The organism is Paenarthrobacter ilicis (assembly GCF_016907545.1).
In the GTDB taxonomy this organism is placed as follows: Bacteria; Actinomycetota; Actinomycetes; order Actinomycetales; family Micrococcaceae; genus Arthrobacter; species Arthrobacter ilicis.
The window spans coordinates 3,891,955-3,916,707 of the sequence record NZ_JAFBCD010000001.1 but is presented as its reverse complement, the minus strand read 5'-3'; the positions used below and the strand labels follow the sequence as shown (position 1 = coordinate 3,916,707).

The following is a 24,753-nucleotide window of genomic DNA, read 5'->3' as shown; positions in this document are numbered from 1 at the left end:
GTTGGTGGGAGCCTCCTGGTTACCGCCGGACTCCGCGCTACCAACGGACTCCGCGCTACCAACGGCCGATGGCGGACCATTGAGCGTCCGTGTGGCTGTAACCGATCTCCTGGAGAGCCAAAGCCAGCTCTCCACGGGAGCCGCAGCGGAGGCCGGCAGCGGCTAGCTTCTTGCGTCCACGGGCCAGATGCCCGCGGACGGTGGTGGTGTGCAACCCCAGGGCGGCTGCAAGGGTGGACGCTGTCAGCGCACGCCGGCGGGCGTACAGTTCCAGAATCTGGATTTCCCTGTCCGTAAGGGCTGTGCCCACTCCCTTCCCTTGCCGGGGACGCTCCGGGGTGCTGGTGACAACTCTTTCAATCCTGCGGGGGATTTCGGCTGCCGTAAGGTCTTCTTCCAGCACGGCAACAGCACCTTCAGCTGATAACGCCGCATGCTGCGCCGCATTCAATTTCCCCAGAACAATGCAGCGCTTGCCATGGGCAAATATTGTCCGGACTTTCAGGGGGAGCGGAACCAAATCATCGGCGAATGCATCCAGTGCTACCCACTGGGCAGTTTCCTCCGGATCCCGCTGGCTGAATGAAGACCACGAGGTATGGATGTCGCCGGGGCGGGTGGAGACGTCATCCTTCTGCCACTCCCACGCCACAGCATGGGCCAGCACGGGGTTCCGGTGAATGAAGTCCACCAGAGGTTCATCGCCGAGGGGGCTGGGGAGAGTCGCGCGGAGTGCTGGCACCCCATCAAGCTAGTGCCCTCCCGGGGGCGGCTCAGTGGTTGGTTCGCAGGCGCATCAGTGGGGCTGGTACTTGATGACCGGTTGACCAGGTATGCGTTCCCTTGGCTTTCATAATTGGTAGGGCGGATATTCTCCGCATTTCTCTCTAATTCAACGTAGCCTAAGGGGATTTTCGGTTGGAATTGAACAATCGTCCCGTTCAAAAAGCGACTGAAATTTCACCCCAGCGCAGGGAAAAAGAAAACCCCGAGGGTCCCGGCCGGATCATGCTGGTGGACTTTTTCTGCATCACATGGGCAGTCGCCTTTGCCGAACTCCTGCGTTTCGGCCTGGAGCGGCCCTCCTTGGGCATCGGCTCCGTGCAGACTCCGTATCCCTTGGTCAGTGTGGTCATCGATGTCCTGTGGTGGCTGACGCTGGGAGTAGCGGGAACCCGTGAACAGCGCATTCTGGGCCACGGCTCGGAGGAATACAGGCGGGTCACCACGTCATCCCTGTGGCTGTTCGGTGCCATGGCCATCATTTCCTACGTATTCCAACTGGATACCGCCAGGGGATATGTAGCTGTTGCTTTGCCTTTGGGAATTGGCAGCTTGCTGCTGGGGCGTTTCGTCGTGCGGAAGGACCTGATCCGCCGTCGAAAACTTGGCCTGCACGTCCGGCGGGTATTGGTGATTGGTGGCACCCAAAGCGTTGCCCATTTGGCACGGCAGTTGGGAACCCACCCTGCCGCCGGCTACCGGCCGGTTGCAGCTTTCCTGACCACACCTGCAGCTGGGCCCGAATCCTCCCGGTCCCTCCCGCTCCCGGTGATAGGCAGTGGGCGGAACCTCAGCGGAATACTCGACGCCGTGGAAGCAGCCGACGCCGACACCGTTGCCATCTCCAACGGCGCGGATGTGGATCCGCCAACCCTCCGCCAACTCGGCTGGGCGCTGACCTCACGTGAGATCGGCATGTTCATGGCGCCAGCCCTCACCGACATCGCGGGCCCGCGAATCCATGTGCAGCCCTTGGCCGGACTGCCGCTGGTCCATGTGACAACTCCCAAGATGGAGGGCCCCAAAGCCCTGGCAAAACGTGCCTTTGACGTGGGCACATCCGCCGCTTTGCTCCTGCTGTTGGCCATTCCCATGTGCATTGTGGCGTTGATGATCCGGCTGGACAGCAGGGGAGACGTGATCTTCAGGCAGATCCGTATTGGTCGCTCCGGTGAGGTCTTCAACATGCTGAAATTCCGGTCCATGGTGGTGGATGCCGAGGAGCAGCTGGCCAGGCTCAAGGGTACGGATGACGGCAACGGGGTCCTTTTCAAGCTCAAGGATGATCCCCGGGTCACCCGCATTGGGAAGTTCATCCGCCGCTACTCCATTGATGAACTGCCCCAGCTGATCAACGTCCTCCGCGGCGATATGAGCCTGGTGGGCCCCCGACCGCCGTTGCCCGTGGAAGTTGAAGCCTACGACGACTATGCCCACCGCCGGTTGATGGTGAAGCCCGGATTGACGGGTCCGTGGCAAGTCAGTGGCCGCAGCGACCTCTCCTGGGATGACTCGATCCGCCTGGACCTTTACTACGTGGAAAACTGGTCCATGGTGCAGGACCTGATCTACCTGTTGAGGACGTTCAGGGCCGTGACCGGAAAAGACGGCGCGTACTGACGCCACGGCAGCTTTTTTTGTGCAAAAGCGCCGTGGAAGGGAGGAGGACCGTCATGAGCCCACAGAAGCATATTTACAGGTCCTCCTTCCTTTGTCGGGCAGGACTCGTGGGAGCCGTACTGGCACTTATCGCCGGGATTTTCGGCATGCACGTCATGACGACCGGCCACGCGCATCACGCACCCACTGTGGAAGCCGTGGCCGGCGCCGCGCACCACCCAACGCCCGGCCATGGCTGCCCGGAGTCGAACAATTGCTTCAGCAGCCAGGCCATGACCGGTGGCTGCACCCCGTCCGTGAACTCCGTTACCTTGGCCGCACCACTGCCCGGCAGTTGGATCAGCACCCGATCAGGTTTCGTGGAAACGCTGAGCAGTACCAGCATGATCACGGCCGTTCTTGCAATCGGTCCATCGCCGGGCGATCTCGGCACCAGTCGGACGTAAAGGCCCGTTTCCGCGCCGTGAACTGACCAGCGCCGACTCCGGTCGGAGTAACCGCCCGTCCGGGCCGTTCCGACGCTTCACCAATGACAAATTTCCCAGACGGCGCCTGCGCGCCCACCGATACCTTGAAGGACCCTAAAACCATGATGAATAGAAAGCTGCCTGCTCTTTCCGCAGCCGTTGTGTCTGCAGCACTGGCCCTGGCCGGATGCGCCACGGGCACTGCGCCCTCTGCCACCTCCAGCTCCGCCACGGCCGGCAGTTCGATGCCGGGCATGGATCACGGCAATTCGGGGATGATGCCCGGTAACACCCCGTCTGCCGAGTCAGGGCACAACGCCGCCGACACCATGTTTGCCCAGGCAATGATCCCGCACCACGAACAGGCCGTTGACATGAGCGAAAAGGTGCTGCAGAAAAAGGACATCCCCACGGAGGTGACGGAGCTCGCCACCAGCATCAAAGCTGCCCAGGCCCCGGAAATCCAGACCATGGCAGGCTGGCTGGAAAGCTGGAATGAATCCGCCACCATGGGCGCCGGCCACAGCATGGACGGAATGATGGGCGACGACGACCTCAGGAAGCTTGATGCTGCCCAAGGTGCCGAAGCGGCGAAACTGTATCTCACTCAAATGATCGCCCACCACCAGGGCGCCGTGACGATGGCTAGAACAGAAACGAGCAACGGCCTCAACTCCGATGCCATCAAGCTGGGTCAGGACATCGTGACTTCCCAGGAAGCCGAGATAGTGCACATGAAGGATCTGCTGGCCGCGCTTTAGCCGGCAGACGGGGAACGGCCGGGGGCGGAACGTCGGCCTTTGCCGTGGCCGGGTGGCCTCCAGGTCTGGGCTGTCGCAGCGGCATCCGTGGCCGATATTGCCGAAATCTGCCTGCTTGGAACCTGTGGGGCTGCCACGGCCGGCTCATGCGTGTCAGTGACGCTTCCGTAGTCCCCGTAGTACCCATAATTGTGGCCTGCTTGTCCCTTGGTGGCGACGCAGTTGAGGATGACACCCAGGACCCGTCCCCGGACCCGGGTGAGGTTGCTCAGCGCCCGGAACAACGTGTCCCGGGTTGTTTTGTGCGCCCTGGCTACCACCAAGGTTCCATCTGCCACCCGCGACAACACCGCAGCGTCCGTGACCGGTAGGAGGGGCGGCGCATCAATGAGGACGATGGCCCGTTGGGAAAGGTCCTTGAGCAGCTGCCCCATGGCCCGCGAGCCCAGCAACTCCGACGGGTTGGGAGGGATGCGGCCCGCCGTCAGCAGGCTGAGCCGGGGATTGGGTCCCCACACCTGGAGCACATCATCAATGGTGGCCCGTCCGGTGAGGACATCGGTGACACCAACGTCCGGGATAAGGCCGAACACCTTGTGCACGGTTGGCCGGCGCAGATCAGCGTCCACCACAATGACGTCCCTGCCGGATGCGGCGATGGTGGCGGCGAGGTTGCTGGTCACCGTGCTTTTCCCCTCGGAAGGAAGCGAGCTGGTGATCAGCAGGATGCGGGGTGGATTGTCGACGTCGATGAAGGTCAGGTTGGTGCGGAGCTCACGGAGGGCCTCGGCCATGGCGTGGCCGCCGGGAACTTTGCTGGACCCGGCAGTATCCTCCAGGACGCTGGACTTCTCACTCAGCCGCTTGTCGGTGGGCAGCGTGCCCACCACTGCGAGGCCAAACAGTCGCTCAATTTCGGCCGCGGCGCGGATCCGGCGGTCAAAGTGGTTGCGCGCCAGCGCGTAGCCCAGGCCGAGGAGCAGGCCCGCTGCCAGGCCAATGCCCAAGGTGGCTGTGAGCAGCGGGGACACCGGGGCGGAGGGGAGGCCGGCTTTGGCCAGCGGGACAATTTTGGTGACCGGTTCCGAGGCTGACCCGGCGTTTTCCTTGTCAAGCTCGTAGACCTGGGCCGCCAGCGCGTCCACCCAGGCGTTGGCGACATCCTGGGCGGTTTGCGGATCGGAGGACCGCGCGCTGATCCGTATCTCCACTGAATCCAGCGGGACGCTGAGGGTGATGGTTCCCGCGAGGTCCTGGGCTGATGCTTTCAGGGAGAGCTTCTCCACAACGCGGTCAGCCACTTTAATGGATTCACCCACCGACTGGTAGCTCTTGGCTTTCGACTTGGCCAAGGTATCGCCTGCCAGGGAAAGGCCGAGATTCTCGGCGCCGGTGGCCACCACTATCCCGGTTGACTCAGCCGCATACACCTTGGGTTGGAGGGCGTACCAGCCCAAGGATCCGCCGATGGACACTACGGTGATGGCCAGGATCCCGATCCAATGTGAGCGGACTGCGGAAAGGAGGTCATTCCCTGACATCCCGCGAGGTTCTTCGTCCTGCAGCAATTGTGTGATCCTCTCGATGCGGCAAGGTGCGTACTGTTACACGACTTGTAGTGCCAGTTTCCTTAAAGTCCGTCAGCACTGAGGATCCTTTGTGCACTTCTCTACGTAGCGTCCCGGGACGCAGCGGGCGCCGGCCTGGCCACTGCCAGGCGGTGCCGGGAGAGCTCACCCAGGAAATTGCCCAGGTGCTCCTCCATGGCCTGCGGTTCAACACCTGGAAACAGTGCGGAAAGCTCGTGGAAGAGGTCGGCCTGGGTCTTGGAACCGTCGATAAGATCCCAGATGACGGCGCCCGAGCCCAGAAGAACCAACGGAGAACCTCCCTGCAGATTGAGGAGGGCCACCCGCGTTTCCCCCCGTCCCGGCGCCTCCGCTATGGCCGGCGCCTTGTACCAGAACTGCTTCACTGCGCTTCTACCTGCTTCACTGTGCTTCTACCTGTTTCTCGCATCCGGCGGACGTTGGTGGCCTACGGGACGGCACGGCCGGATCAGTGTCCGGGCCCGTCCCGTCCTCAGTGGTGGCCAGGGGCGATGTCCGTAGCCGGGGACGGAGTTTGTGTCCCGGAAACCGAGCCATAAACCCCTTCCAACTGCTCCGCCACGCGTCCCATGGAAAAGGTCTGCTGCGCGAGGTTCAGTGCCGCCGCAGCCGTGGATTCCCAGAGGCCGGGCTCCTCCAGGAACCGCAGCAGGGAAGCACTGAGACTCTCCACAGAGGAATCACACACCAGGCCGGCACCGGCGGACTCAATGAACGGTGCAAGGCCGCAGCTGTCCGTCACCACCACCGGCAGGCCCACGGACATGGCCTCCAACACGCTCATGGGAAACGGTTCATGGACGGAGGGCAGAACAAGCACTGAAGCGCGCCGCATCCTGTCCACCGTGCGGTGGGGGTGCAGCGGACCCTCCACACGCATGCGGTGAGCGGCCCCGGAACCCTGGATCCGGCGTCGTACTTCTGCTTCTTCACCCTCATCCGGTCCAACAAACGCCACCCCGAAACCCCGCTGGCTCACGGAGGCCAGCCGGGCCGCAGCCTCCACCAACACGGTTGGCCGCTTCCGCTTCTGCAGCCGTGCGAGGTACAGGAACTCAACGGAGTCGCCGGGGGCCTCCGCCCGGTACCGGGAGGCCGGGACGCCATTGACCAGCTGCTCCAGTGCTCCGTCATCGCCGCCCATCAGGTTCTGGAGGGAGTTGCGCTCCTCAGGGGTCAACCAGAAGCAGCGGTGAGCGGCCCGCAGAACACGGATGGTGATGGCCTTGTCCAGGAGTGCGGCGAGTTTGCTGTCCGATTCATCGATCATCCCGTGGGATTGGACCACCACCGGAACGCCGCGGAGCAGGCAGAGCACGGCTGCGGGGAGCATCACCAAGTCCCTGGCCAGGTGCAGGTGCACTACGTCGGCCTCCTTCAGAGCCCGCCAGAGCTGCCTCAGCATGGACGGTGCCGCCATACCCGCGAAGCCGGTTTTCGGCAGCACGCGCACAGCCCGGAAGAGGCGGGTTGCCACGCCAGGACCGAAATATGACGGATCAACCCGGCCCCGCATGCCTGCAAACACCTGCACCTTGTGCCCGCGGGCGGCGAGTTCCTGCGCCTGGTTCTGTGCCACCCGGACGGGCCCGCCGTAGGCTCCGTCCGGGCTGACCAACGTGACAACCTGGACAATCTTCAAGGGCACTCCTGTCAGGGGCTCGCCGTTCACCTTTACACCACCGCCATCAGCCACGTTCGGCCTCCTGCAAAGTCCGCTTCACGGCGGCGAAGTAGCGGTCCACCATGATGCTTTCCCGGTGCCGTTCGGCGTGAACCGCCGCGGCCTCGCGCCTAACCTGGACGTCCTCGGGTTCCCGCAGTAACGCACTGAGCTGACGGTGCAGGTCTTCACTGTCCAAAGGAGTGAACCCCACGGCTTGGGCACCCGCCGCGTCCGGAAGTCCGCCGTGGTTTGCATAGACAACCACGCAGCCCGCTGCCGCGGCCTCCACGGCCACGGTCCCGAACGGCTCGGGCATGCGGCTGGGGATGACCACCAGGGAATTCCGGTTGAGGACACGGTTGGATTCCTCGGGTCCCAAGGAACCAAGGAACGTGACTGCCCCACCCAGCCCGCTGTCTTCAGCGAGCCGTTCCAGCGCGGCCCGCTCGGCGCCGTCGCCCACTATCGTCAGGCTGAAGCCGTCCACCTCCTGGACCAAGCGGGCGGCTGCCTGGATCAGGAGGTCCACTCCCTTGTCATGGCTGAGCCGCCCCAGGTAGACCACACCCACCGGATCGCGTTCCACACCCGGCAGGAGCGTGAAAAGTTTGTCCCGGTAGCTGTTGGGAATCACCTCCACCTCCTGGCGGACATGGTCCGCAAGGACCTTGCTGTTGGCTGCGATCACATCCGCGCGCCCGATGATCCAGTACTTGGCGGCGTACTTGATCCGCTCCAGGCCGCTGAGCTTCTGGCCGGGCATGGTGATCCACATCCGCAGCGTCACCAGCCACGGCTTGCGGACCAGCGCCAAAGGCCACCACAGGGAGATGGCCGGGTTGTTGTGAAATACGACGTCGGCACCCCGGATCAGCTTCACCAGTTGCCATGGTGATGGCCGGCGGATGACGGGATAGGGGAACAGCCGCTCCGGGTCAGGGGCGGCTGTGTTGGTGACCACCACAACGCGGGCTCCATGCCGGTCCATGAACCCCCTGGCCAGGATGTCCGAGGTAATCTCCACTCCGCCCACACTGGGGTAGAACACATGGGCAAACAGGGCGATCTTCAACGGTTCATTGCTCATGCGTGTCACCTCCAATCGAGGTCAGGAATCCGGCGATCCCCGTACGGAAGGGCCCCCACCCGGAATCGCGGGCCAACTCCAACGCCCTGATGCTCCGTTCCTCCACCAACCCCGGCTCATCAATGAACCGCTGGAGCCCGGCAACAATCTGCCCGGGGGCGAACCTGTCCACAACCTCCCCGGCACCTTGCCGGACAAGATCATCCACGCCGCTGCCCACAGTGACGATTTCAGGCAGACCCTGGCTCAGTCCCTCAAGCGCCGCAAGGGAACGGCCCTCCACCAAACTTGGCAGGACGAGTACGTGGTGGTTGCGCATTTCCTGGAGAATCCGGCTCCGCGCCATGGTCCCGCGGTAATCCACCACTCCCAGCATGTCCTCCAGCGCCGGGAACGTTTCTCCAGGGAGCATGCCTATTGCGGTGAACGTGGCGGAGCTCCCCATGGCTTTGGCAGCCGACACCACGTCCGCGATGCCTTTCATCCCAACGATGCGTCCCACGAAGAGGACCTTCAAAGGCCCCTTGCCATCCCACCGAAGGGGTTCCTGTCCATCAGCGACGTCCGGGCAGCCATAGGGAATTTCCGTGATGTGGCCGTTCACCCCCACCGCCCGGAGGCTCTCCGTGACCTGTGCTGAGGGCGAGATGAGCCGGGTTGCCGCATCCAGTTCACGTGATTCCAGCGAATGGATGGCACTGGAGACAAGATCCTGCCGGGCCGTCACCGCCCAGCCGGGTTCCCGGTCCACCAGTCTTTCTGCCCAGTACCTGGTGGTAGCCCAGTGCACGTGGGGTACCTCCAAAACTGTTTCCATGCCGAGGGGCCGCGCCGCTTCAAAAACCCTGGCGGCGAACGTCGAATACCCATAAACGCTCCGTGGCCCGTCGGCGCTGAGAAGGGTTTTGATCGCCTGGGTCTCCACCTTGTGGGCAACCCAGTGGGCAGACAGTGGTCCGGAAGCTGCGCCAAGCCGCCTCACCGGGGCAGGCTGCGCCCGCAGGAGGACGTTCCGGACAAGCTCCCTGGCGGGTGCTACGTGCAGGTCCTTGTCCTCCACCATGGGAAACAACCGGCGGTCAATCAGTGATCTTGCCGCCCGAAAGCGTGCCAGGGATCCGGGCCGGGTCCACCCGATGGACGTCACGAAGGACGCCAGAAGCTGATGCTCACTGAGGGCGGACAGGGTTTGCCGCACATTCTCGTTCCCGAACGGATGAACCAGCACGGTGTGGTTGGAAGGGTGGGGGGTGTCCGGGCGCATCATGGACGGCCTGCCATTTCTGCAGCCACGGCTGCGATCTCAGCCGGCCCAAAGACGGCGGCCAACTGGACGTCGTTGTGTCCCTGTCCCACGTTGTGGTTATGCAGGGCATCGCCTTGCGAGCGTGGGTAGAGGGTGAGGTGCTGCCCTTCGGCGTTGATGACGCGGCGCTGGACGCCGGAACGGATGGCCAGGGCATTCAACCAAATATCATCCGCGCGCGGTGCCAGTTCCCGGAAGGCCGTGCCTGCTTGGCGGATAGCTTCCTGCATCCGGGGAGGGAGTATCACTCCGGCTCCACCCGTCAGGAAGTTGGCATGGCTGGAGGACCCCACAGGTGCCGGGCGCCAGTTGTTGTAGGCGCCGAGTGTTCCATCAGGCAAGGTGTGCATGCGGTGGGCCCGGTAGGCGGGGATCTCGTCGGGGCCACTGGAGTTGTAGGCCCTCAGAAGCACTTCCAACCACCGCCGCGGATACAACAAATCGTCGTCGGCCAGGACCAGGGGCAGGTTGTCACGGGAGTAGGCGGAACAGTACGGGTAGTACTTCTTGTACGGTCCCAGGTCTTCGCAGTGGAGGATTTCCAGCCCCCTTCGCTCCAAGCGCTGGAGCATGGGATAGCGGGAAACAACGAACGCCGGTTCATCCACCCAAAGGATCAAACGGGCTGGCCGGACCGACCCCGCAGCCAGGGATTCCAAAGCATGCCCCACGATGTCCAAACGCTTGCCGTAGGAGGTCATGCTGACCACCGCGCGGGCGGAGCCCCTCACGCTCTGCCGGGAAAAGTGGTTGCGCCGCCTCAGCGCACCGATCAGGGCTGCTTTGCAGGCAGCCCGGGGGAATCCCGGCAAGGGACTGTCCAAGGCAAGCTGCTGCCTTGGGCTAGATGGAAACGGCATGTACGTTCTTCTTCCTTGTTGTTCGAACGAGTTTCTTCAACACCAGTTGCAGGTCGCTTCGCCTGAGTCCGTAAAAGCCAGCCACGCGGATCCCGAACTTCAGCCGCAGCCACACGATGTTCATGGTCCCGGCGATGACGCTCCCGGCCACGGTGGCCAGTGCTGCGCCCAAGGCACCAAGAGCGGGAACAGCGGCAAGGAGCACGGCGGTGTTGAACAGTGCCCCGATCACCATTCCCCAGCTCCGGAGACCGGGACGCCCGCGCGCGCTCAACCCTGCACCGGCAACGGATCCTGGAGTTCCCAGCACCACTCCGGCCAGCACCACCCATGCCACCGCCACGGCCTGCTCAAACTGCGGACCGAAAAACAGCGGAACTGCCCATGGCAGCACCGATCCGATGGCTAAACCTGCCCCGACGGCGGCTGCGGAAGTGAGGCGCGCGGTTTGCTGAAGGCGGTCGGTTGCTCCGCCGTCGTCCGCTTCCGCTGCGTCCGCGGAAAACACGACGTTTCGGACCGCGCCGGCGAGGACCGCCGGAATTTCGCCCACGCTGACGGCCACCGCGTAGAGCCCCAGCTGCACAGCACCGGCCAGCGGAACCATCAGCAGCTGGTCCAGCCGCAACAACATGACGCCCGCCAATGATCCGATCCACAACCGGCTTCCGTAGCTGAGCAGTCGGACCCTCTTGGCCGTGGCGCTCCCGTGTCCGCGGCGGTACTTGAGCAGGTAGGGGAAGGTGGCAACTCCCTTGATGAGCGGCACGCCCAGCATCACCACGGTGGCGCTCAAGGGGGTGAGTGCGTCGGTCCACGCCAACGCTGCCAGGAGCAGCAGCCGCACCACGGCCACAGCGAAGTCAACCACCGCCGATAGCTTCCAGGCATGGGTGCCGGCCAGGACGCTAGCGGGAATGGAAGCCCAATACGTGGGCACGCACAGCACCGCGGTCACATACATCAGCTGCCGGATGTCAGGGTTGTCTCCGGCCAACAGCGGTGCGCTCCACGCCACCGCGCCTGCCGAGAGTATGCCGAGTACCGTCAAAAGGGCGAAGGCCCTCCGCACCGATCGGCGGGCACCCCGCGCCTGCCGGGCCACATGGAACGTCAAGGCTTCCGGAATGCCCAGGCCGCCAACAGCCACCGCAAACAGCATGGGCGCCATGCCTGCCGCCAGGTCACCGCGGCCCTCCACGCCCAACGCCTGGGCCAGGATGGGCGCCGTGGCCAGTGACATCAAGGGCGTGACGGCCGAACCGGCGACTGCGTAAAAAATCCTGCTTCCATGGGTGCCTGTGCTCATGACGCCAACTGGGCCCGCCAGGAACTGTAAGGAACTGCCTTACGACGCCGGACCCCGGCTTGGGCGGTCAGCGCGGGAGAGCAGCTGCTCATCGCCAGCACGAACCAAAAGAGATGCACGTCAACGGAATTGCCGCCGATGGAGCTGTAGCCGTTGATGGCCACAATGACCAAGGCGGCCGATGCCACCCCCGGCCAGGTGTCCCTGTTGCCAGACCTGAAGTTTGTGGCGAGGAGGAAAACCATGAAAATCACGAACGCCAGGACAGCCACAATGCCGAACATCAGCGCCATCATGAAGTAGCCGTTTTCCAGGCTGGACCCCAAAGTGCCCACGCCCTTGAGGTCCCGGTCACCCGGGTAGCCGCCCGCCGTGAATTCCCCGGTGTGGGCCCAGAACCAGTCGAAGGCAGCAACGCGGAGGGCGGCCGAACCGTTGTCGTCCTCGAACTTCAACAGCAGCTTTTCACCCGCCACGCCCTGGATGCTGACCACCAACGCAGCAACAGCAACCGCACCGAACAGCACACTGCGGATAAGGTGACGGCTGCCCAGGGTCATGAGGAACACAAATCCAATGACCGTGAGGACCAAGCCCATGCGCCCGTAGGCCAACGGAACCGTGACCAGGATTGCTGAAGCCACCGCATACCGCAGCAGTGCCGAGCGAACCCAAGCGAGCAGCGGCATCACGGCCGCAAAAAATACCCCCACCTGGATGCCGTGGCCAAAAGTGCCGATCGCGGCACCAAGCTCGGACCTGGTTCCGGTGAGCCAGATGCGGGAAAAAGCATCCTCCCAGACAAGCGGCCGGCCGGTAGCCACCTGCAGTTGGGACAGCACCACCTCCGCCAACGCCAGGAGAACAAAGGTGACCACCAACGTGACCCCGGCTGCGGGGATGGTGCGGATAGCGTGCCGCATGAAGACATACACGTAGTACGGCGCCCACACCATGCCCAGGACGAACATGGCGGTATCCAGCAGTCCAGCGCTGCCGGGATTTCCGACGTCGGCCATCATCACTGCCGCTATGGCGGCGAGGACCAGCTGCGGCCATAAGCCGGCCGAGCGGAGAGCCTGCAGGAAGCGGGCCGGGGCAAACGCGGCTTGGACAACAAGGAACACCAGGAACAAATACGTGGAAGGGTGCAGGCCCGTCATGACCTCGTTCTGGACCACGCCGGGGATAAGGATCCTCGCCACGATCACCGCAGCGAGCACAAAATGCATCCGCCGGAGAAAAACGATGCTGAGAACCAAACAGAAGCCGATCCATACGGCAAGGGTGATCAATGCACCCCACCGGTCCGGTGCAAAGAAGGCATGGGCAGGGAAGCGCCGGCAGGCGAGAGGACCCGGGTTCCGGAGGGAACATCCTTCACCACAAGAACCGAGGCCCCCACCAGGCACGCCTCACCAATGGTCACGCCCCGCAGCACCGTTGCCCGGGCGCCCACCCACGTGCCGTTGCCGATTGCTATGGGCGCGTTGTCGAATTCGAAGGTGGGGGAGGTGAAGGAGTGGCTTCCCGTGCAGAGGAAAGCGCCCTGGGAAATGCAGCAGTCCGAGCCGATGTCCACGGGCTCAAGGTTCAGGATCCAGGCATCCACGCCAATCCACACGTTGTTTCCCACGCTCAACTTCCACGGCCAGTGAACCGTGACGCCATGGCGGATCTTCACGCCGTGGCCGACTGAGGCTCCAAAAGCCCGCAGGATGCGGACCCGCAGGGAGGACGGGCACCACCATGCCCTGAAAACAAGATTCTGAACGGCAAACCAGGCGGCCTGCCACAGCAAGCCCCGCCCCTTGTCGTAGCCGGCGCCTGTGAAGCCTCCAAGTTTCATGCGGTCCATACGCCATTCCTGTCCATCCGGGAGTACCCCTCGATGATGTCCGGGGCAGGGCACCGCGTAGGCCGTTGCCGCCGCTGCCCTCCGTGGTGGGTAGCGCGTTGCCTGGCTGGTTGCCGGTGCGCCCAGTGGCCGCCTGCAAGTCCCGCCGTCGGGCCTGCCGTTGGTCCTCCGTGGGGGTTCGGTGGTCCCTGCGTGGCCCTGGCCGGACAGCCTGCGTGTCCGCCCCGTTCCGGGATCCGCGGCAGCGCCTTCCCTCTTATACGCAGTTAGCCGACCGCGCCCCACGCACGGCACGCCGCACCTACACGGAGGCATCCGGGCCGGGTTGCCCGGAGCTGCGCCCTCGCGTGCGGCTTACCGCGCCCGGACGCCGAGCCACTACGGAGAAGGAGGCTCCTGTCCCGTCTCGGGGTAGAAAGCCGGCCAACAGAATCAATGGGTAATCCGTAAAAACAAATGACGAGGACCCATGGACACCACGACGACCGTACTGGATCGTTCGCCAAGAATTGCCGGCTGCGCCCCCGCCCACAAGCCGGCACACCCAAGCCTCCAAATGCGCGCACTTCCGGCGGCACCGGCTGAACAGCAGGAATTACCGGGAAACAAAGGGCGGCGAATTGCTTTGTTGGCCGGAATTATCGTGGGACACGCAGTGACATTGTTTGGGCCATTGTTCATCAGCGCATGGTCCGCAGGCTCGTGAAAACCCTGGTCATAGGCCTCAACTATTCACCCGAACCCAGCGGAAATGCCCCTTACACGACAAAACTCGCTGAAGGTCTTGCAGCCCGGGGAATGACCGTCAATGTCATTACCGGCTACCCGCATTATCCGCAATGGAAAATTGCCGCCGGCTACAAAGGCCTCAGCATGGATGAAAAGCACGGTGCTGTGCATGTCCGGCGCTTGCGTTCCACCATCCCCAGCCGCCCCACCGGCGCTGGGCGCCTCCTGATGGAGGCGACGTTCGGTGCGCACAGCGTGATCCAACGATGGAACCGTCCGGACGCTGTCCTGGTGGTCAGTCCAGCGCTGTTCTCAGCAGCCTTCGCCATTCTGCGGGCCAGGTTGTTCCGCATCCCGGTGGGTATCTGGGTCCAGGACCTCTACAGCAAAGGCATGGAGGAAACCGGCAACCCCTCCTCACGCTTCACATCCATTATGAGGCGCTTGGAGTCCTGGATCCTCTCAAGGGCCGATCAAGTGAGCGTGATCCACGAACGGTTCCGGGACACCGTGGTCGATCAGTTGGGTGTGCCTGCGGACCGTGTCCGTGTGATCAGGAACTGGACCCACGTCAACCACCACCCTTCCTTTGACAGGTCGACGGCCCGGGAACGGCTCGGTTGGGCACCCAAGGATTATGTGGCCCTCCACGCAGGCAACATGGGTGTCAAGCAAGGCCTCGAAAACGTGCTCGAGGCCGCGCAACTGGCAACCGGCAACGGCAGCGATGTCCGCTTTGTCCTTCTGGGCAACGGCAACCAGCGCAGCGCCCTCGAAGCGAAAGCCCACGGCGTGGACAGGCTGCAGTTCCTGGAGCCGCTACCGGACCGCGCCTACTCCGAGGCACTCCGCTCCGCCGATGTATTGATCGTCAATGAACGGCCCGGCGTCCGGGAAATGTCCGTACCCAGCAAACTCACCAGCTACTTCATCACGGGCAGGCCCATTGTGGCGGCCACCGAAGAAGGCAGTGCAACGTCACACGAAATGACCGCTGCCGGGGCCGGCCTCAGGGTGGAGCCGGGCGTCCCCGCCGATCTCATCGCAGCGATCGAACAACTCCAGGATGATCCCCGCACGGCCGAGGAATTCGGGGCGGCAGGACGCGAATACAGCGAAAAGCTCCTCTCGGAAAAAGCCGCAATCGACAGCTATTACGCGTGGTTAAGCGACCTCGCGCATCAAAAAGAAGGATGACAACCGTGGCCAGGAAAGCTCTCATAACAGGCATAACGGGCCAGGACGGCTCATATCTCGCAGAGTTGCTGCTCTCAAAAGGGTACGAGGTGCACGGTCTCATTCGCCGCGCCTCAACCTTCAACACAGCACGCATAGACCACCTCTACATGGACCCGCACAACAATGACGCGCGGCTCTTCCTCCACTACGGAGACCTCTCCGATGGCGCCCGGCTGGTGACGTTGCTGGCCTCGATCCGCCCTGACGAGGTATACAACCTGGCTGCCCAATCCCATGTCCGGGTGTCCTTCGATGAGCCGGAACATACGGGAAACACCACCGGAATCGGCACTATCCGGCTCCTCGAAGCCGTGCGCATGTCCGGAATCGAAACACGCTTCTACCAGGCGTCCTCATCCGAAATGTTCGGCGCCACCCCACCCCCGCAGGATGAAGAGACGCCCTTCTATCCACGCTCTCCCTACGGCGCAGCCAAGGTCTACAGCTACTGGATCACCAAGAACTACCGCGAAGCCTACGGAATGTTCGCCGTCAACGGCATCCTGTTCAACCACGAATCGCCACGCCGCGGAGAAACGTTTGTCACGCGCAAAATCACCCGCGCCGTAGCTGCCATCAAGGCAGGAAAACAAACAGAGCTGCACATGGGCAACCTCCAAGCCGTCCGCGACTGGGGATACGCGGCCGAGTACGTGGAAGGCATGTGGCGCATGCTGCAGGCCGACGAACCCGAGGACTTTGTCCTGGCCACCAACGACGGATACACGGTCAAGGACTTCCTCCAGTACTCCTTCGACCACGTTGGCTTGAAATGGGAGGACTACGTCCGCTTCGATGAGCGCTACCTCCGCCCCACTGAAGTGGAGGCCTTGATCGGAGACTACTCCAAGGCCAAGGACAAGCTCGGCTGGGAACCCACCGTGCGCACACCCGAGCTGGCCCGCCTCATGGTCGACGCTGATATCGCCGCCTTGGACAGCGCAGGAAACGCCTGGATTGACGCCGTCAATCTGCCCAGCTGGAAAGTGCACGCCTGATGGCAGTGTTCCGTCCGGGCACACTGGACCGTTCTGCCCCCTTCTATGTGGCCGGGCACCGGGGCCTTGTGGGATCCGCTGTGTGGAGGAAGCTCGACGCCGAAGGGTTCACCAACCTTCTGGGCGCACGCTCCCAGGAGCTGGACCTGCGGAACAGGTCCGAGGTGTTCGCATACTTCGAAAGAGAGACGCCCCGCTATGTGGTGCTCGCGGCCGCCAAGGTGGGCGGCATCCTCGCGAACAGCACCTACCCGGCGGACTTCCTCAGCGAGAACGTCCAGATCCAGGTAAATGTCATGGATGCTGCCCAAAAGTACGGCGTTGAGCGGCTGCTCTTCCTGGGCTCGTCCTGCATCTATCCACGTCTGGCGCCACAACCGTTGAAGGAGGAGTACCTCCTCACCGGGCCCCTGGAGAAAACCAACGAGGCCTACGCCATTGCCAAGATCTCCGGCATCCTGCAGGTGCAGTCCGTGCGCCAACAGTACGGCTTGCCGTGGATATCGGCCATGCCCACCAACCTTTACGGCCCCGGGGACAACTTTTCCCCCGCAGGCTCGCACGTTCTGCCCGCGTTGATTCGCCGGTTTGATGAAGCGAAAACCAGCGGTGCATCGTCAGTCACCAACTGGGGTACCGGCTCTCCGCTCCGGGAACTTCTGCATGTGGACGACCTCGCAGAGGCTTGCTTGTTCCTGCTGGAAAACTACGACGGGGCGGAACACGTCAACGTGGGTGTGGGCTCCGATCTGACCATCAAGGCGCTCTCGGACCTGGTGGCCGCGGCAGTGGGATACGACGGCGACATCGTCTGGGATGCCACCAAACCGGACGGTACTCCGCGCAAGCTCATGGACGTGTCCAAGCTGGGGGAACGCGGCTGGACCGCAGGGATTTCTCTGGAGGAAGGGATCGCTGCCACCTACCAGTGGTTCAAGGAAAACCGGAACGACCACAGGAACTAGCTCCGTGGACCTGCCCCCATCCCCAACACCGGAGTCCGCCGATGAGGTCCTTCGCCTGGATGAGTCCATCCAGCTGTCGGCTGCCCTGGTGTCCCACATTGCGGAGGAGAGCAACCTCAGGGTCCTGGTCATCAAAGGACCCGCCGCCACGCTGCTGGGGGCACGGCCGGACAGGTCCTCCTGCGACCTCGATGTGCTGGTGGATCGATCCCACATGGAAGAACTCCTTACCGGGCTGGAACGGAGTGGCTGGGAAGCAAGGATTCATGAGGTCTCCGAAGCGTTCCCGGACCATTCGCGGACATTCCTCAACCCCCGGTGGCCCTCCGACATTGACGTGCATTGGCGATTCCCCGGCTTTTACGCCGGTGAAGCGTCGGTGTTCGACCAGTTGTGGAGCCGCAGGAAGGCAGTCCAGCTGGGAGGCCACCGCGTATGGACCCTCGACGGCGATGATGCCCTCCTGGTGACCTTGCTCCATGCCCTGCGGAGCCCAACGGCCGGCGTGCTGGGGGATATCGCGTTTTGCCAGCGGATCATGGCCGAGGATCCTGCGAGGCATTACCGCCGGTCAGCCGGGTTGGGCGCCTTGGGGGCTCTGGGCCCGGTGTTCACGACGTTCCCGGAGACTGCCGGCCACGACTTTCCCGAGCCGCCCTTGGACTGGATCCTCCGCACCCAGGCGCAACGTCCAGCGACCCTCCGGCTCTTCCACCTGATGGAGATTCCTTGGCGGCAGAAGCCAGCTGCGTTGTGGCAGGCGTTGTTTCCGTCCAAGGAGTCCATCGCCTGGCACGACCTGCGGCTCAAGGACATCACCCTCTGGAGGCAGTTCCCCTACCGCCTCCTGCGAATGTGGCGCGGCCTGGGTGACTCCCTCCAGATCCTGCGCGAACTGCGCGAGATCCGTTCCCGCCGTCGTCACTGAACCCCCTGGACCTGATACCAGCAACTGCAACCATTCTAAAGCGAGGATTTATGCGCATCACCGTCATCGGCACCGGCTATCTGGGGGCCACGCACGCCGCCTGTATGGCAGAACTCGGGTTCGACGTGCTTGGCCTGGATGTTGACCCGGCGCGGGTGGCATCTCTGTCACAGGGACAACTGCCGTTCCACGAGCCCGGCCTGCCTGAGCTCCTCCAGAAGCACGTGGCCAGCGGGCGCCTGCGCTTCACCTCGTCCTATGAGGAAGTGGGCGCATGGGGCGACGTGCACTTCATCGGGGTGGGAACGCCACAGCACCCGGCTTCCGGTGGTGCTGATATGTCGTTCGTGGACGCCGCCACCACCTCGTTGGCCCGGAACATCACCCGGGATGCCCTGATTGTTGGGAAGTCCACCGTGCCGGTGGGCACCACCCGACGGTTGAAAGAGCTTGTCCGGGACAACAAGAACCCCGGCGTGAATGTGGGCATTGCCTGGAATCCTGAATTCCTCCGGGAAGGGTTCGCCGTCGCTGACACGCTGCGCCCGGACCGCTTGGTAATCGGTGTCGATTCCCCGGAGCACGAACTGGTTCTTCGGGAAGTTTATGAGGCGGCCCTTGAAGACGGGGTCCCGCTGATTTCCACGGACTTTGAAACGGCGGAACTGGTGAAAGTGGCAGCCAATGCCTTCCTGGCCACCAAGATCTCCTTCATCAACGCCTTTTCTGAAATAACGGAGATCGCAGGAGGGGACATCAGGACTTTGGCCGACGCCATAGGACTGGATGAGCGCATTGGCCGCCGCTTCCTCAACGCAGGAGTCGGATTCGGCGGTGGATGCCTGCCCAAGGACATCCGCGCGCTCCAAGCCCGCGCCGGTGAGCTGGGTCTCTCGCGCAGCATGCAGTTCCTTGATGAGGTTGACCAAATCAACCTCCGGCGCCGGTCCCGGATGGTCCGGCTCTCCCGGGCGATGCTGGGTTCCCTGCGGGACCGCGAGATCGCTGTCCTCGGTGTCACCTTCAAACCGGACAGCGATGATGTCCGTGATTCACCAGCACTGGATATTGCCGAAAAGCTTCGCGCAGAAGGCGCCTCCGTCAGCGTCTACGACCCCGCCGGCAGCGCCAATGCGCACGGGCGGTTTCCCCGGATTCACTACGCCGCGTCCATGGAGGCCGCCGTGGCCGGAGCGGAACTGGTCCTGGTGCTCACCGAATGGGAGGAATTCAGGACCCTCACACCGGAAATGCTCGCATCCCGGACCAACGCCCGGAAGATCATTGACGGCCGCAACGTTCTGCAGGTTTCAGACTGGGAAGCCGCCGGCTGGTCCGTTGGAGCGCCGGGCCGCCGCTTCTGGTCCGACCGCAGCATTTCCCCGGATGGGGCGTTGGAAGCCGGTCTCGCAGAGCTCCGGGAGGCCGCTGTTATTTGAGCGTGGCCCGGTAGCGGCGGCCCAATGCTGCCCGGCTGGTTCGCGGACCAACGCCCAGCTTGCGCCTCACTGAGGCCAAATGGTTCCGGAGCGTTGCGTCCGCGATGCCCAGCTTCTTGGCAACGTCAAGGCGGGACAACTCCTGGTCCGTCAGAAGGTAAGCATCTGCTGCGATCTTTTCGGCCGCAGTCAAGGCAACCGGCTCACGGCCCGATGCCGGGTCGAAGGGGAGGTGTGTGCCGTTTTCGGAGATGCTCTTCATGGCGCCCAGAAGGACCTTCAACGTGGCAGTTTCCGGAACGTAGCCCCGGACACCCAGGCCAAGAAGGTGCAGGACGCGCGAGCTGTGCAGGACCCCTCCATACACCAGGACTGCTTTGCCTTCCCGAACCTGCGCGAAGACCTGCGCCTCAAGATCCGGCAGCGTGCCATCCACGATGGTGACAGCGCCGGTCACTTTCACCGGCAAGGACGCCGTGGCCTAGTGGACCAGGGCCGTGAATTGGCGGCTGCGGCTCACTACCTGAAGGACGAGCTTGTCTGCGGGCTCGGGCCGCTGGGGCGAACGGAAAGCGGACCAGTGGTGTTGTGATTTCAGCATGGGATTCCCGCTAGATGCCGGAAATGGCGTTGAATCGAGTGGTGTCATGGCCTTGGAAGTCCTCCATGGTGCTGGAGAGGACAGCCCTGGGGACGTTCTGGATCAGGTCCGCGAGCTGCCTTCGAGTGGTGGTGTCGGTCTTTCTGAGTGCATTGGAAATGTGGCTTTCCACGGTCCTGATGCTGATCCCGAAATGTTCAGCAATGTCCTGGTTGCTCTGCTGGCCGGCCAGCATTGCTACCTCGATTTCCCGTAGGGTCAGGGATGACCCTGGTGGTTCCGACCTGAAGTTGATGATGGTTCCCATCGGCTGGAAGCGATCCATGAACTCCTTGCCGGCCCGCCGCAGTTCGGTAGCCGCCGTCGGCTCCCCGCTGAGCTGCCACCGCTGTTCGGCGCCGCGGAGAAGCATGGCGATTTGGTACGTGTCGCCGTCGATGATGTAGGTGGCCAGCAGGTCCCTCAGGCGGGTCAAGTCACCCACCACCGCGGCGTCCGCGATGGCGAGGAACTGGCGGTGGGCCGTGATGTCGGAGTCGGCCAGAATCCGGTGAAGCATTTCCAGCAGACGTGGGCCTGGAAGAAGTCCCAGCGCGAACATGGCGGTGTGCATGGCCTCCAGGGCGAAATCGTTCTCCAACGATTTCTTCACCAAAAGGCAGGCGTCGTGGTCGAAGGCCTTCGCGCTGACGGGACGGCTGGCGGCCAGAAGCTGCAGGGCGGTTCCGGTTCCCGGGAGAGGACCCACCTCCCTGGCTCCCTTGGAGTTTTCCAAGGGAGCTCCCGCTCCAATGTCCCGGAGGGAAGACAGGCCCAGCATGGCAGTGTGCAAGGCATCCACCAGGAGTCCCGGCCGGCCCAGCGAGAAAGCGCGGCCCATCAGGTACTCGGCTTCATCGAACAAGCCGTGGTGCAGGAGGGAGAGCGCGGCAATATAGCTGTGGCTCACGAAGCCAAACTGGTCCACCGCTTCCAGCGCCTGTTGACGGGCCTTGAGAGCCAGGTCCAGGGCTTTCTCTGCGTGGCCGGTGAAGAGAACACCCAGGCCGCTGATGAAGGCTTCAAAGCGGTGAAGGTGGGGGTGGTTGGTTGCCGATGGCAGGACGTCCAGGGCCCGCTGGGGCCTGAGGGAAAAGAGTTCCATTGCCGCCTGGAGGATGGCGGTGATGTCCGAATCATGGGTTGTTGGAATGGTTTGGGCTGCTTGGATTGTTGGGCGGTTTCCGCTGATTCGTTCAAGGAATTCGGCAAAGGCTGCGGCCTCTGATGCGAGTTTGGGCTCATCAGAGGCCAAAGTATGCATGACCGCAAGGGCGCCGGGAAGGTCATGCCCCGTGCCGTACGTCCACCAGGAGAGCGTCATGCTGAAGAAGAACAGGTCCTCTACGGCATAGCCGCGGGTGTCCGTCCGATGGAAGATTTCCTGAAGCCGCTGGGTGTCGGCAGGGGCACCCCAATAGATACTCAGGAGCTTCACCGCATTGGCGACGGTGGGCTGGTTGTCCCAAGCTTGGTAGTGGAGCCGTTCCATGGTTTCGAGCCGCTGCTGGAAGTAACGTGTGCTGGCAGCGTGGTTGCTCCCCATCTCGCTCCGGAGGGTGGAAGCCGCTGACGACAGGAGATCGTCCGTGGCATCAGGTTGTTGCCGCTCTTCGGAGTCTTGTCCCACGTGGCTGGCCACCGCGCTGTGCAGGATCCTCTTGGACCCGAAAGTGTGGGCGTGCAGGTAATCATCCACTATCGGCGGGAATACTGTAGCCAAAGGTGCTCCATCCGGACCTGAAACCACCGAAATCAGGCCATATGCTTCGAGGTTGTCCAGCGCCTCCTCGCCAATGCTGGTGACCAGCCGGCTCACCGGGGTGGGGCCCAGGAGCGAAATCTTCCGCAAGGCGCGGATTTCCTCGGCCCGGAGGCCGTGGAACAAGGCCTCCACGGCCCCGTGCAGGTGCTCGTTCATCAAGCCGTCGCCGCTCATGCACCAACGTCCGTCCTTGAGGACCAGCCGTTCGCTGAGCACGGCTGTTTCGATGATGCGGACCGCCAAACGGACATTGCCTCCGGACTTTGTCAGCACGTGGGCCACCACATCCACCTCCGCCGGCGCACCGAGCATGGAGGCCATCAGCCTGTTGACCTGCGCGTATCCCAAGGGCGTCAACCGCACTGTGGCGTCCGCAATGCTTCCAAGCGCCCCCGCTGGAGACTTCGGGTGGAAAGGGCGGTCATTCATGGTGATGACCAGCGGTACTTTGGTACGCGTCCTGACGATGTTCACCACCGCCAAGGACTCCTTGTCCAAGCTGTCAACATCGTCGATGATGATCACCGGGGACTCGGTCCTGGCCAAGTCTGCCGACAGGAGATCCGCCATTCCCAGTACGCCCACGGTTCTTGACCGGATGTCCAACCCGAGGGCAAGGATTCCGGCGAACGGCACAGATGCCAGCGCAGGGGCAGCAAACATGGAGTAAAGAGCGACGCCGTCATCCTCAAGTTTGGCCGCGACCTCCCGCGCGAATCTGGTCCGCCCGCTGCCTGGCGCCCCGATGATCCTGACAGTCAGGCCTTTGGCGACGTACCCCAGCACGCGATCAACCTCATTGTCACGCAATTTCCGGCCTCCAATACCTCTGGCTGTTTCCGTCCATATGACCTGTGCAACTTGGATATTAATCGTGTTGTGAAATAGTGGGTTTTTTCAAAAGACCGTTCATAGGGTACAGATGGAAATTAGCCTGAACACCAGCCGGGCTGTTCCCTTTGCGGGCAGGGATTTTAGGGAGGACACTGGGAATTGGAATGAATCTTGATGCGAACCACGGATGTACGGTGCATTTGTACCAGACTAAATAGAGAGGCATCCTTGAATTACCCTGAAAAAACATCGAAAGGTGACGCGGGCCCTCCCCTGGAAACCTTTCGAATTCTCGTGGTATGCACCGGAAATATTTGCCGCTCACCCCTGGCCGAGGTGGTCCTGCAGGCCGGCATGGATGAGGTGGCGCCGGGTCGCTTCGCCGTGACCAGCGCGGGAACCCACGCGCACCATGGCAAGGCGGCGCAGACCGGATCCCGGGATCTTGCAGCCGGAATCGGGGCCAGCCTGGAAAGCTTCAGGGCCCGCCAACTGACCCCGGAGCACATTCTCTCCGCCGATCTGGTGCTGATCCTGGCTGCGGTCCACCGGCCGGAGGTGCTCTCCTTGGTGCCCTCCGCACTCAAGCGGACTTTCACGCTGAGGGAGTTTGCCAGGATCCTCCAGCATATGCCTCTTGGAGAATATGTTGGCGGTTCGTGGGTGGATGTCGTTGCAACAGCCCACACCTTCAGGCATCACGCCGCAACGGATGACCCGGCCCTGGACGACGTCACCGATCCCTACGGCTTGGGGCCGGATGCCTACGAACTGATGGCCGCGGAGTTGCTCCCCGGTATCAGTACCATCATCGAGGCCGGTGTGATCCTGCAGCGGAAGAGCAGCATACCGGGCTAGTTGGCGGCCTTCAGCAGGTGGTCCGGGAGGCGGTTCCCGGGGGCTCGACCCCGGATCTCCAGCAGCTCACGGGCGTGGGCGTGCAACTTCTTGTCCTCATCCGATTCCGGTATCCATTCCGGAATGGGAACCGCAGTGCCGGTTTCATCCCGCGCCACCATCACTGTGAGGCAGTAGGTGGTCAGGTTCATCTCCCGGGTTTTTGGATCACCCGAGCGGACATGGACAGCAATGTGCATGCCCTTGGCGCCGGTGTAGACCAACCTGGCCTCCACTTCCACCACGTGTCCTATCAGCAGCGGCCGGTAGAACCTGACGCCGCCGGAAAAGACCGCAACGGTGTCCTTGCCGCAATATCGTGAAGCACAAACGTAGGCGGCTTCGTCAATCCACTTCATCACGATGCCGCCGTGGACTTTCCCTCCCCAATTCACATCAGTGGGGGACGCCATGAACCGCAGCGTGACGCGCTCGGCCGTTCCGGCGTCGGTATATTCTTGGGCGTTCATTGCATTCACGATTTGCTCACGGACGCCAATCCGCGCCAAAGCGTGGTCCCTTTGTTCTATTTCGGACGGCGTGGAGGGTTCGAACTGGGGAACGGGAATTGGCTTGCCGCCCGGGCCCACTGCAACAAAAATCACCATGCACTGGCTGTGCATTGTCTCAGGCCCGCCTTTGGGATCCCGGGAGCTGACGGTGGTGTGGATGTGCATGGAGGAGCGGCCCGTGTACACGATGGTGGAGGTCACTTCCACCATGTCGCCGCTGTTCACGGGATCCGTGAAGTGGATGTTTCCCACATAAGCGGTCACACAGTAGGACTTGGCCCACCCGACGGCGGCTGCATAGGCGGCTTTGTCCACCCACTCAAGGACCGTGCCGGCGTCGACGGATCCGCTGTGCCCCACATCGGTGGGAGCCGCCAGGAAGCGAAGGGTTACGGACTTCTCGGCAGCGTCGCTCATGCTGGAAGTTTACTGTCGGAGAGTTTCTGTTACGCGACTGAGTCGTCCGTCCCTCTCTCACAT

The 24,753-nt window shown here is 63.0% G+C and carries 22 protein-coding genes; 9 read left to right on the top strand and 13 right to left on the bottom strand.

What is annotated here, in order from left to right; all coding sequences use genetic code 11:
- Positions 1-55: 55 nt before the first annotated feature.
- Complete coding sequence (locus JOE60_RS17935; RefSeq protein ID WP_167268018.1) at positions 56-742, bottom strand: hypothetical protein; 687 nt, start codon at positions 740-742, stop codon at positions 56-58.
- 176 nt (positions 743-918) lie between these two features.
- On the opposite strand from JOE60_RS17935, the gene JOE60_RS17930 reads away from it, so the two are divergent.
- The 3 genes from JOE60_RS17930 (at position 919) to JOE60_RS17920 (ending at position 3,631) form a co-directional block, all read left to right on the top strand.
- Positions 919-2,403 (top strand): sugar transferase, encoded by a 1,485-nt coding sequence (locus tag JOE60_RS17930; protein WP_239528907.1) that lies wholly within the window; start codon positions 919-921, stop codon positions 2,401-2,403.
- A 53-nt stretch (positions 2,404-2,456) separates the two neighbouring features.
- A complete protein-coding gene (locus JOE60_RS17925; protein ID WP_167268015.1) occupies positions 2,457-2,849 on the top strand; it encodes a hypothetical protein in 393 nt (130 codons plus the stop codon).
- A gap of 83 nt (positions 2,850-2,932) precedes the next feature.
- A complete protein-coding gene (locus JOE60_RS17920) occupies positions 2,933-3,631 on the top strand; it encodes a DUF305 domain-containing protein (RefSeq protein WP_239528906.1) in 699 nt (232 codons plus the stop codon).
- On the opposite strand, the gene JOE60_RS17915 is transcribed toward JOE60_RS17920, so the two are convergent.
- The 9 genes from JOE60_RS17915 to JOE60_RS17875 form a co-directional block, all read right to left on the bottom strand.
- Complete coding sequence (locus tag JOE60_RS17915; RefSeq protein ID WP_167268013.1) at positions 3,628-5,172, bottom strand: tyrosine-protein kinase domain-containing protein; 1,545 nt, start codon at positions 5,170-5,172, stop codon at positions 3,628-3,630. The genes JOE60_RS17920 and JOE60_RS17915 overlap by 4 nt on opposite strands.
- 128 nt (positions 5,173-5,300) lie before the next feature.
- Complete coding sequence (locus tag JOE60_RS17910; RefSeq protein WP_204814965.1) at positions 5,301-5,606, bottom strand: PqqD family protein; 306 nt, start codon at positions 5,604-5,606, stop codon at positions 5,301-5,303.
- A 107-nt stretch (positions 5,607-5,713) separates the two neighbouring features.
- Positions 5,714-6,937 carry a glycosyltransferase gene (locus tag JOE60_RS17905; protein ID WP_167268009.1) on the bottom strand — a complete coding sequence of 408 codons (1,224 nt, stop codon included), beginning with the start codon at positions 6,935-6,937 and terminating at the stop codon, positions 5,714-5,716.
- Positions 6,930-7,994 carry a glycosyltransferase family 4 protein gene (locus JOE60_RS17900; RefSeq protein WP_167268007.1) on the bottom strand — a complete coding sequence of 355 codons (1,065 nt, stop codon included), beginning with the start codon at positions 7,992-7,994 and terminating at the stop codon, positions 6,930-6,932. Before JOE60_RS17900 ends, JOE60_RS17905 begins: the two co-directional genes overlap by 8 nt.
- Positions 7,984-9,261 carry a glycosyltransferase family 4 protein gene (locus JOE60_RS17895; RefSeq protein ID WP_167268004.1) on the bottom strand — a complete coding sequence of 426 codons (1,278 nt, stop codon included), beginning with the start codon at positions 9,259-9,261 and terminating at the stop codon, positions 7,984-7,986. The genes JOE60_RS17900 and JOE60_RS17895 overlap by 11 nt, the downstream gene beginning before the upstream one ends.
- Positions 9,258-10,160 carry a hypothetical protein gene (locus JOE60_RS17890; protein ID WP_167268002.1) on the bottom strand — a complete coding sequence of 301 codons (903 nt, stop codon included), beginning with the start codon at positions 10,158-10,160 and terminating at the stop codon, positions 9,258-9,260. Before JOE60_RS17890 ends, JOE60_RS17895 begins: the two co-directional genes overlap by 4 nt.
- The gene (locus JOE60_RS17885) at positions 10,144-11,469 is read right to left on the bottom strand and encodes a lipopolysaccharide biosynthesis protein (RefSeq protein ID WP_167268000.1); all 1,326 of its coding nucleotides are present in this window, start codon (positions 11,467-11,469) and stop codon (positions 10,144-10,146) included. The genes JOE60_RS17890 and JOE60_RS17885 overlap by 17 nt, the downstream gene beginning before the upstream one ends.
- Positions 11,466-12,764, bottom strand: a complete 1,299-nt coding sequence (locus JOE60_RS17880) for a hypothetical protein (RefSeq protein ID WP_167267998.1) — start codon at positions 12,762-12,764, stop codon at positions 11,466-11,468. The genes JOE60_RS17885 and JOE60_RS17880 overlap by 4 nt, the downstream gene beginning before the upstream one ends.
- A complete protein-coding gene (locus JOE60_RS17875; RefSeq protein ID WP_204814964.1) occupies positions 12,761-13,327 on the bottom strand; it encodes a DapH/DapD/GlmU-related protein in 567 nt (188 codons plus the stop codon). Before JOE60_RS17875 ends, JOE60_RS17880 begins: the two co-directional genes overlap by 4 nt.
- Positions 13,328-14,014: 687 nt before the next feature.
- Here JOE60_RS17875 and JOE60_RS17870 point away from each other — a divergent pair.
- The 5 genes from JOE60_RS17870 to JOE60_RS17850 are packed head-to-tail and all read left to right on the top strand — an operon-like array spanning position 14,015 to position 19,625.
- Positions 14,015-15,253, top strand: coding sequence for a glycosyltransferase (locus tag JOE60_RS17870; RefSeq protein WP_208381568.1), 1,239 nt, complete (start codon positions 14,015-14,017; stop codon positions 15,251-15,253).
- Positions 15,250-16,293, top strand: coding sequence for a GDP-mannose 4,6-dehydratase (gene gmd / locus JOE60_RS17865; RefSeq protein ID WP_167267995.1), 1,044 nt, complete (start codon positions 15,250-15,252; stop codon positions 16,291-16,293). The genes JOE60_RS17870 and gmd overlap by 4 nt, the downstream gene beginning before the upstream one ends.
- A complete protein-coding gene (locus JOE60_RS17860; protein ID WP_167267993.1) occupies positions 16,293-17,258 on the top strand; it encodes a GDP-L-fucose synthase family protein in 966 nt (321 codons plus the stop codon). Before gmd ends, JOE60_RS17860 begins: the two co-directional genes overlap by 1 nt.
- Positions 17,259-17,262: 4 nt before the next feature.
- Complete coding sequence (locus JOE60_RS17855; protein ID WP_167267990.1) at positions 17,263-18,186, top strand: nucleotidyltransferase family protein; 924 nt, start codon at positions 17,263-17,265, stop codon at positions 18,184-18,186.
- Positions 18,187-18,236: 50 nt separating this feature from the next.
- Positions 18,237-19,625 (top strand): UDP-glucose dehydrogenase family protein, encoded by a 1,389-nt coding sequence (locus JOE60_RS17850; protein WP_167267988.1) that lies wholly within the window; start codon positions 18,237-18,239, stop codon positions 19,623-19,625.
- On the opposite strand, the gene JOE60_RS17845 is transcribed toward JOE60_RS17850, so the two are convergent.
- The gene (locus JOE60_RS17845) at positions 19,618-20,082 is read right to left on the bottom strand and encodes a helix-turn-helix domain-containing protein (protein ID WP_204814962.1); all 465 of its coding nucleotides are present in this window, start codon (positions 20,080-20,082) and stop codon (positions 19,618-19,620) included. The two genes, JOE60_RS17850 and JOE60_RS17845, sit on opposite strands and share 8 nt — an antisense overlap.
- 154 nt (positions 20,083-20,236) lie before the next feature.
- Entirely contained in the window at positions 20,237-22,840 is a 2,604-nt protein-coding gene (locus JOE60_RS17840; RefSeq protein WP_167267984.1) for a LuxR C-terminal-related transcriptional regulator, read from the bottom strand.
- 318 nt (positions 22,841-23,158) lie between these two features.
- Between JOE60_RS17840 and JOE60_RS17835 the strand changes: the two genes are divergently transcribed.
- The gene (locus JOE60_RS17835; protein WP_167267982.1) at positions 23,159-23,722 is read left to right on the top strand and encodes an arsenate reductase/protein-tyrosine-phosphatase family protein; all 564 of its coding nucleotides are present in this window, start codon (positions 23,159-23,161) and stop codon (positions 23,720-23,722) included.
- Here the strand turns inward: JOE60_RS17835 and JOE60_RS17830 are convergent.
- Entirely contained in the window at positions 23,719-24,690 is a 972-nt protein-coding gene (locus JOE60_RS17830; RefSeq protein WP_167267980.1) for an acyl-CoA thioesterase, read from the bottom strand. The two genes, JOE60_RS17835 and JOE60_RS17830, sit on opposite strands and share 4 nt — an antisense overlap.
- Positions 24,691-24,753 lie beyond the last annotated feature (63 nt).

Bases quoted from the DNA above. Each gene is read 5' to 3' on its own strand.
- JOE60_RS17925 (WP_167268015.1), top strand. From the start codon at position 2,457: ATGAGCCCACAGAAGCATATTTACAGGTCCTCCTTCCTTTGTCGGGCA.
- JOE60_RS17920 (WP_239528906.1), top strand. From the start codon at position 2,933: ATGACAAATTTCCCAGACGGCGCCTGCGCGCCCACCGATACCTTGAAG.
- JOE60_RS17915 (WP_167268013.1), bottom strand. From the start codon at position 5,172: ATGTCAGGGAATGACCTCCTTTCCGCAGTCCGCTCACATTGGATCGGG.
- JOE60_RS17900 (WP_167268007.1), bottom strand. From the start codon at position 7,994: ATGAGCAATGAACCGTTGAAGATCGCCCTGTTTGCCCATGTGTTCTAC.
- JOE60_RS17895 (WP_167268004.1), bottom strand. From the start codon at position 9,261: ATGATGCGCCCGGACACCCCCCACCCTTCCAACCACACCGTGCTGGTT.
- JOE60_RS17890 (WP_167268002.1), bottom strand. From the start codon at position 10,160: ATGCCGTTTCCATCTAGCCCAAGGCAGCAGCTTGCCTTGGACAGTCCC.
- JOE60_RS17885 (WP_167268000.1), bottom strand. From the start codon at position 11,469: ATGAGCACAGGCACCCATGGAAGCAGGATTTTTTACGCAGTCGCCGGT.
- JOE60_RS17875 (WP_204814964.1), bottom strand. From the start codon at position 13,327: ATGGACCGCATGAAACTTGGAGGCTTCACAGGCGCCGGCTACGACAAG.
- JOE60_RS17870 (WP_208381568.1), top strand. From the start codon at position 14,015: ATGGTCCGCAGGCTCGTGAAAACCCTGGTCATAGGCCTCAACTATTCA.
- gmd (WP_167267995.1), top strand. From the start codon at position 15,250: ATGACAACCGTGGCCAGGAAAGCTCTCATAACAGGCATAACGGGCCAG.
- JOE60_RS17860 (WP_167267993.1), top strand. From the start codon at position 16,293: ATGGCAGTGTTCCGTCCGGGCACACTGGACCGTTCTGCCCCCTTCTAT.
- JOE60_RS17850 (WP_167267988.1), top strand. From the start codon at position 18,237: ATGCGCATCACCGTCATCGGCACCGGCTATCTGGGGGCCACGCACGCC.
- JOE60_RS17830 (WP_167267980.1), bottom strand. From the start codon at position 24,690: ATGAGCGACGCTGCCGAGAAGTCCGTAACCCTTCGCTTCCTGGCGGCT.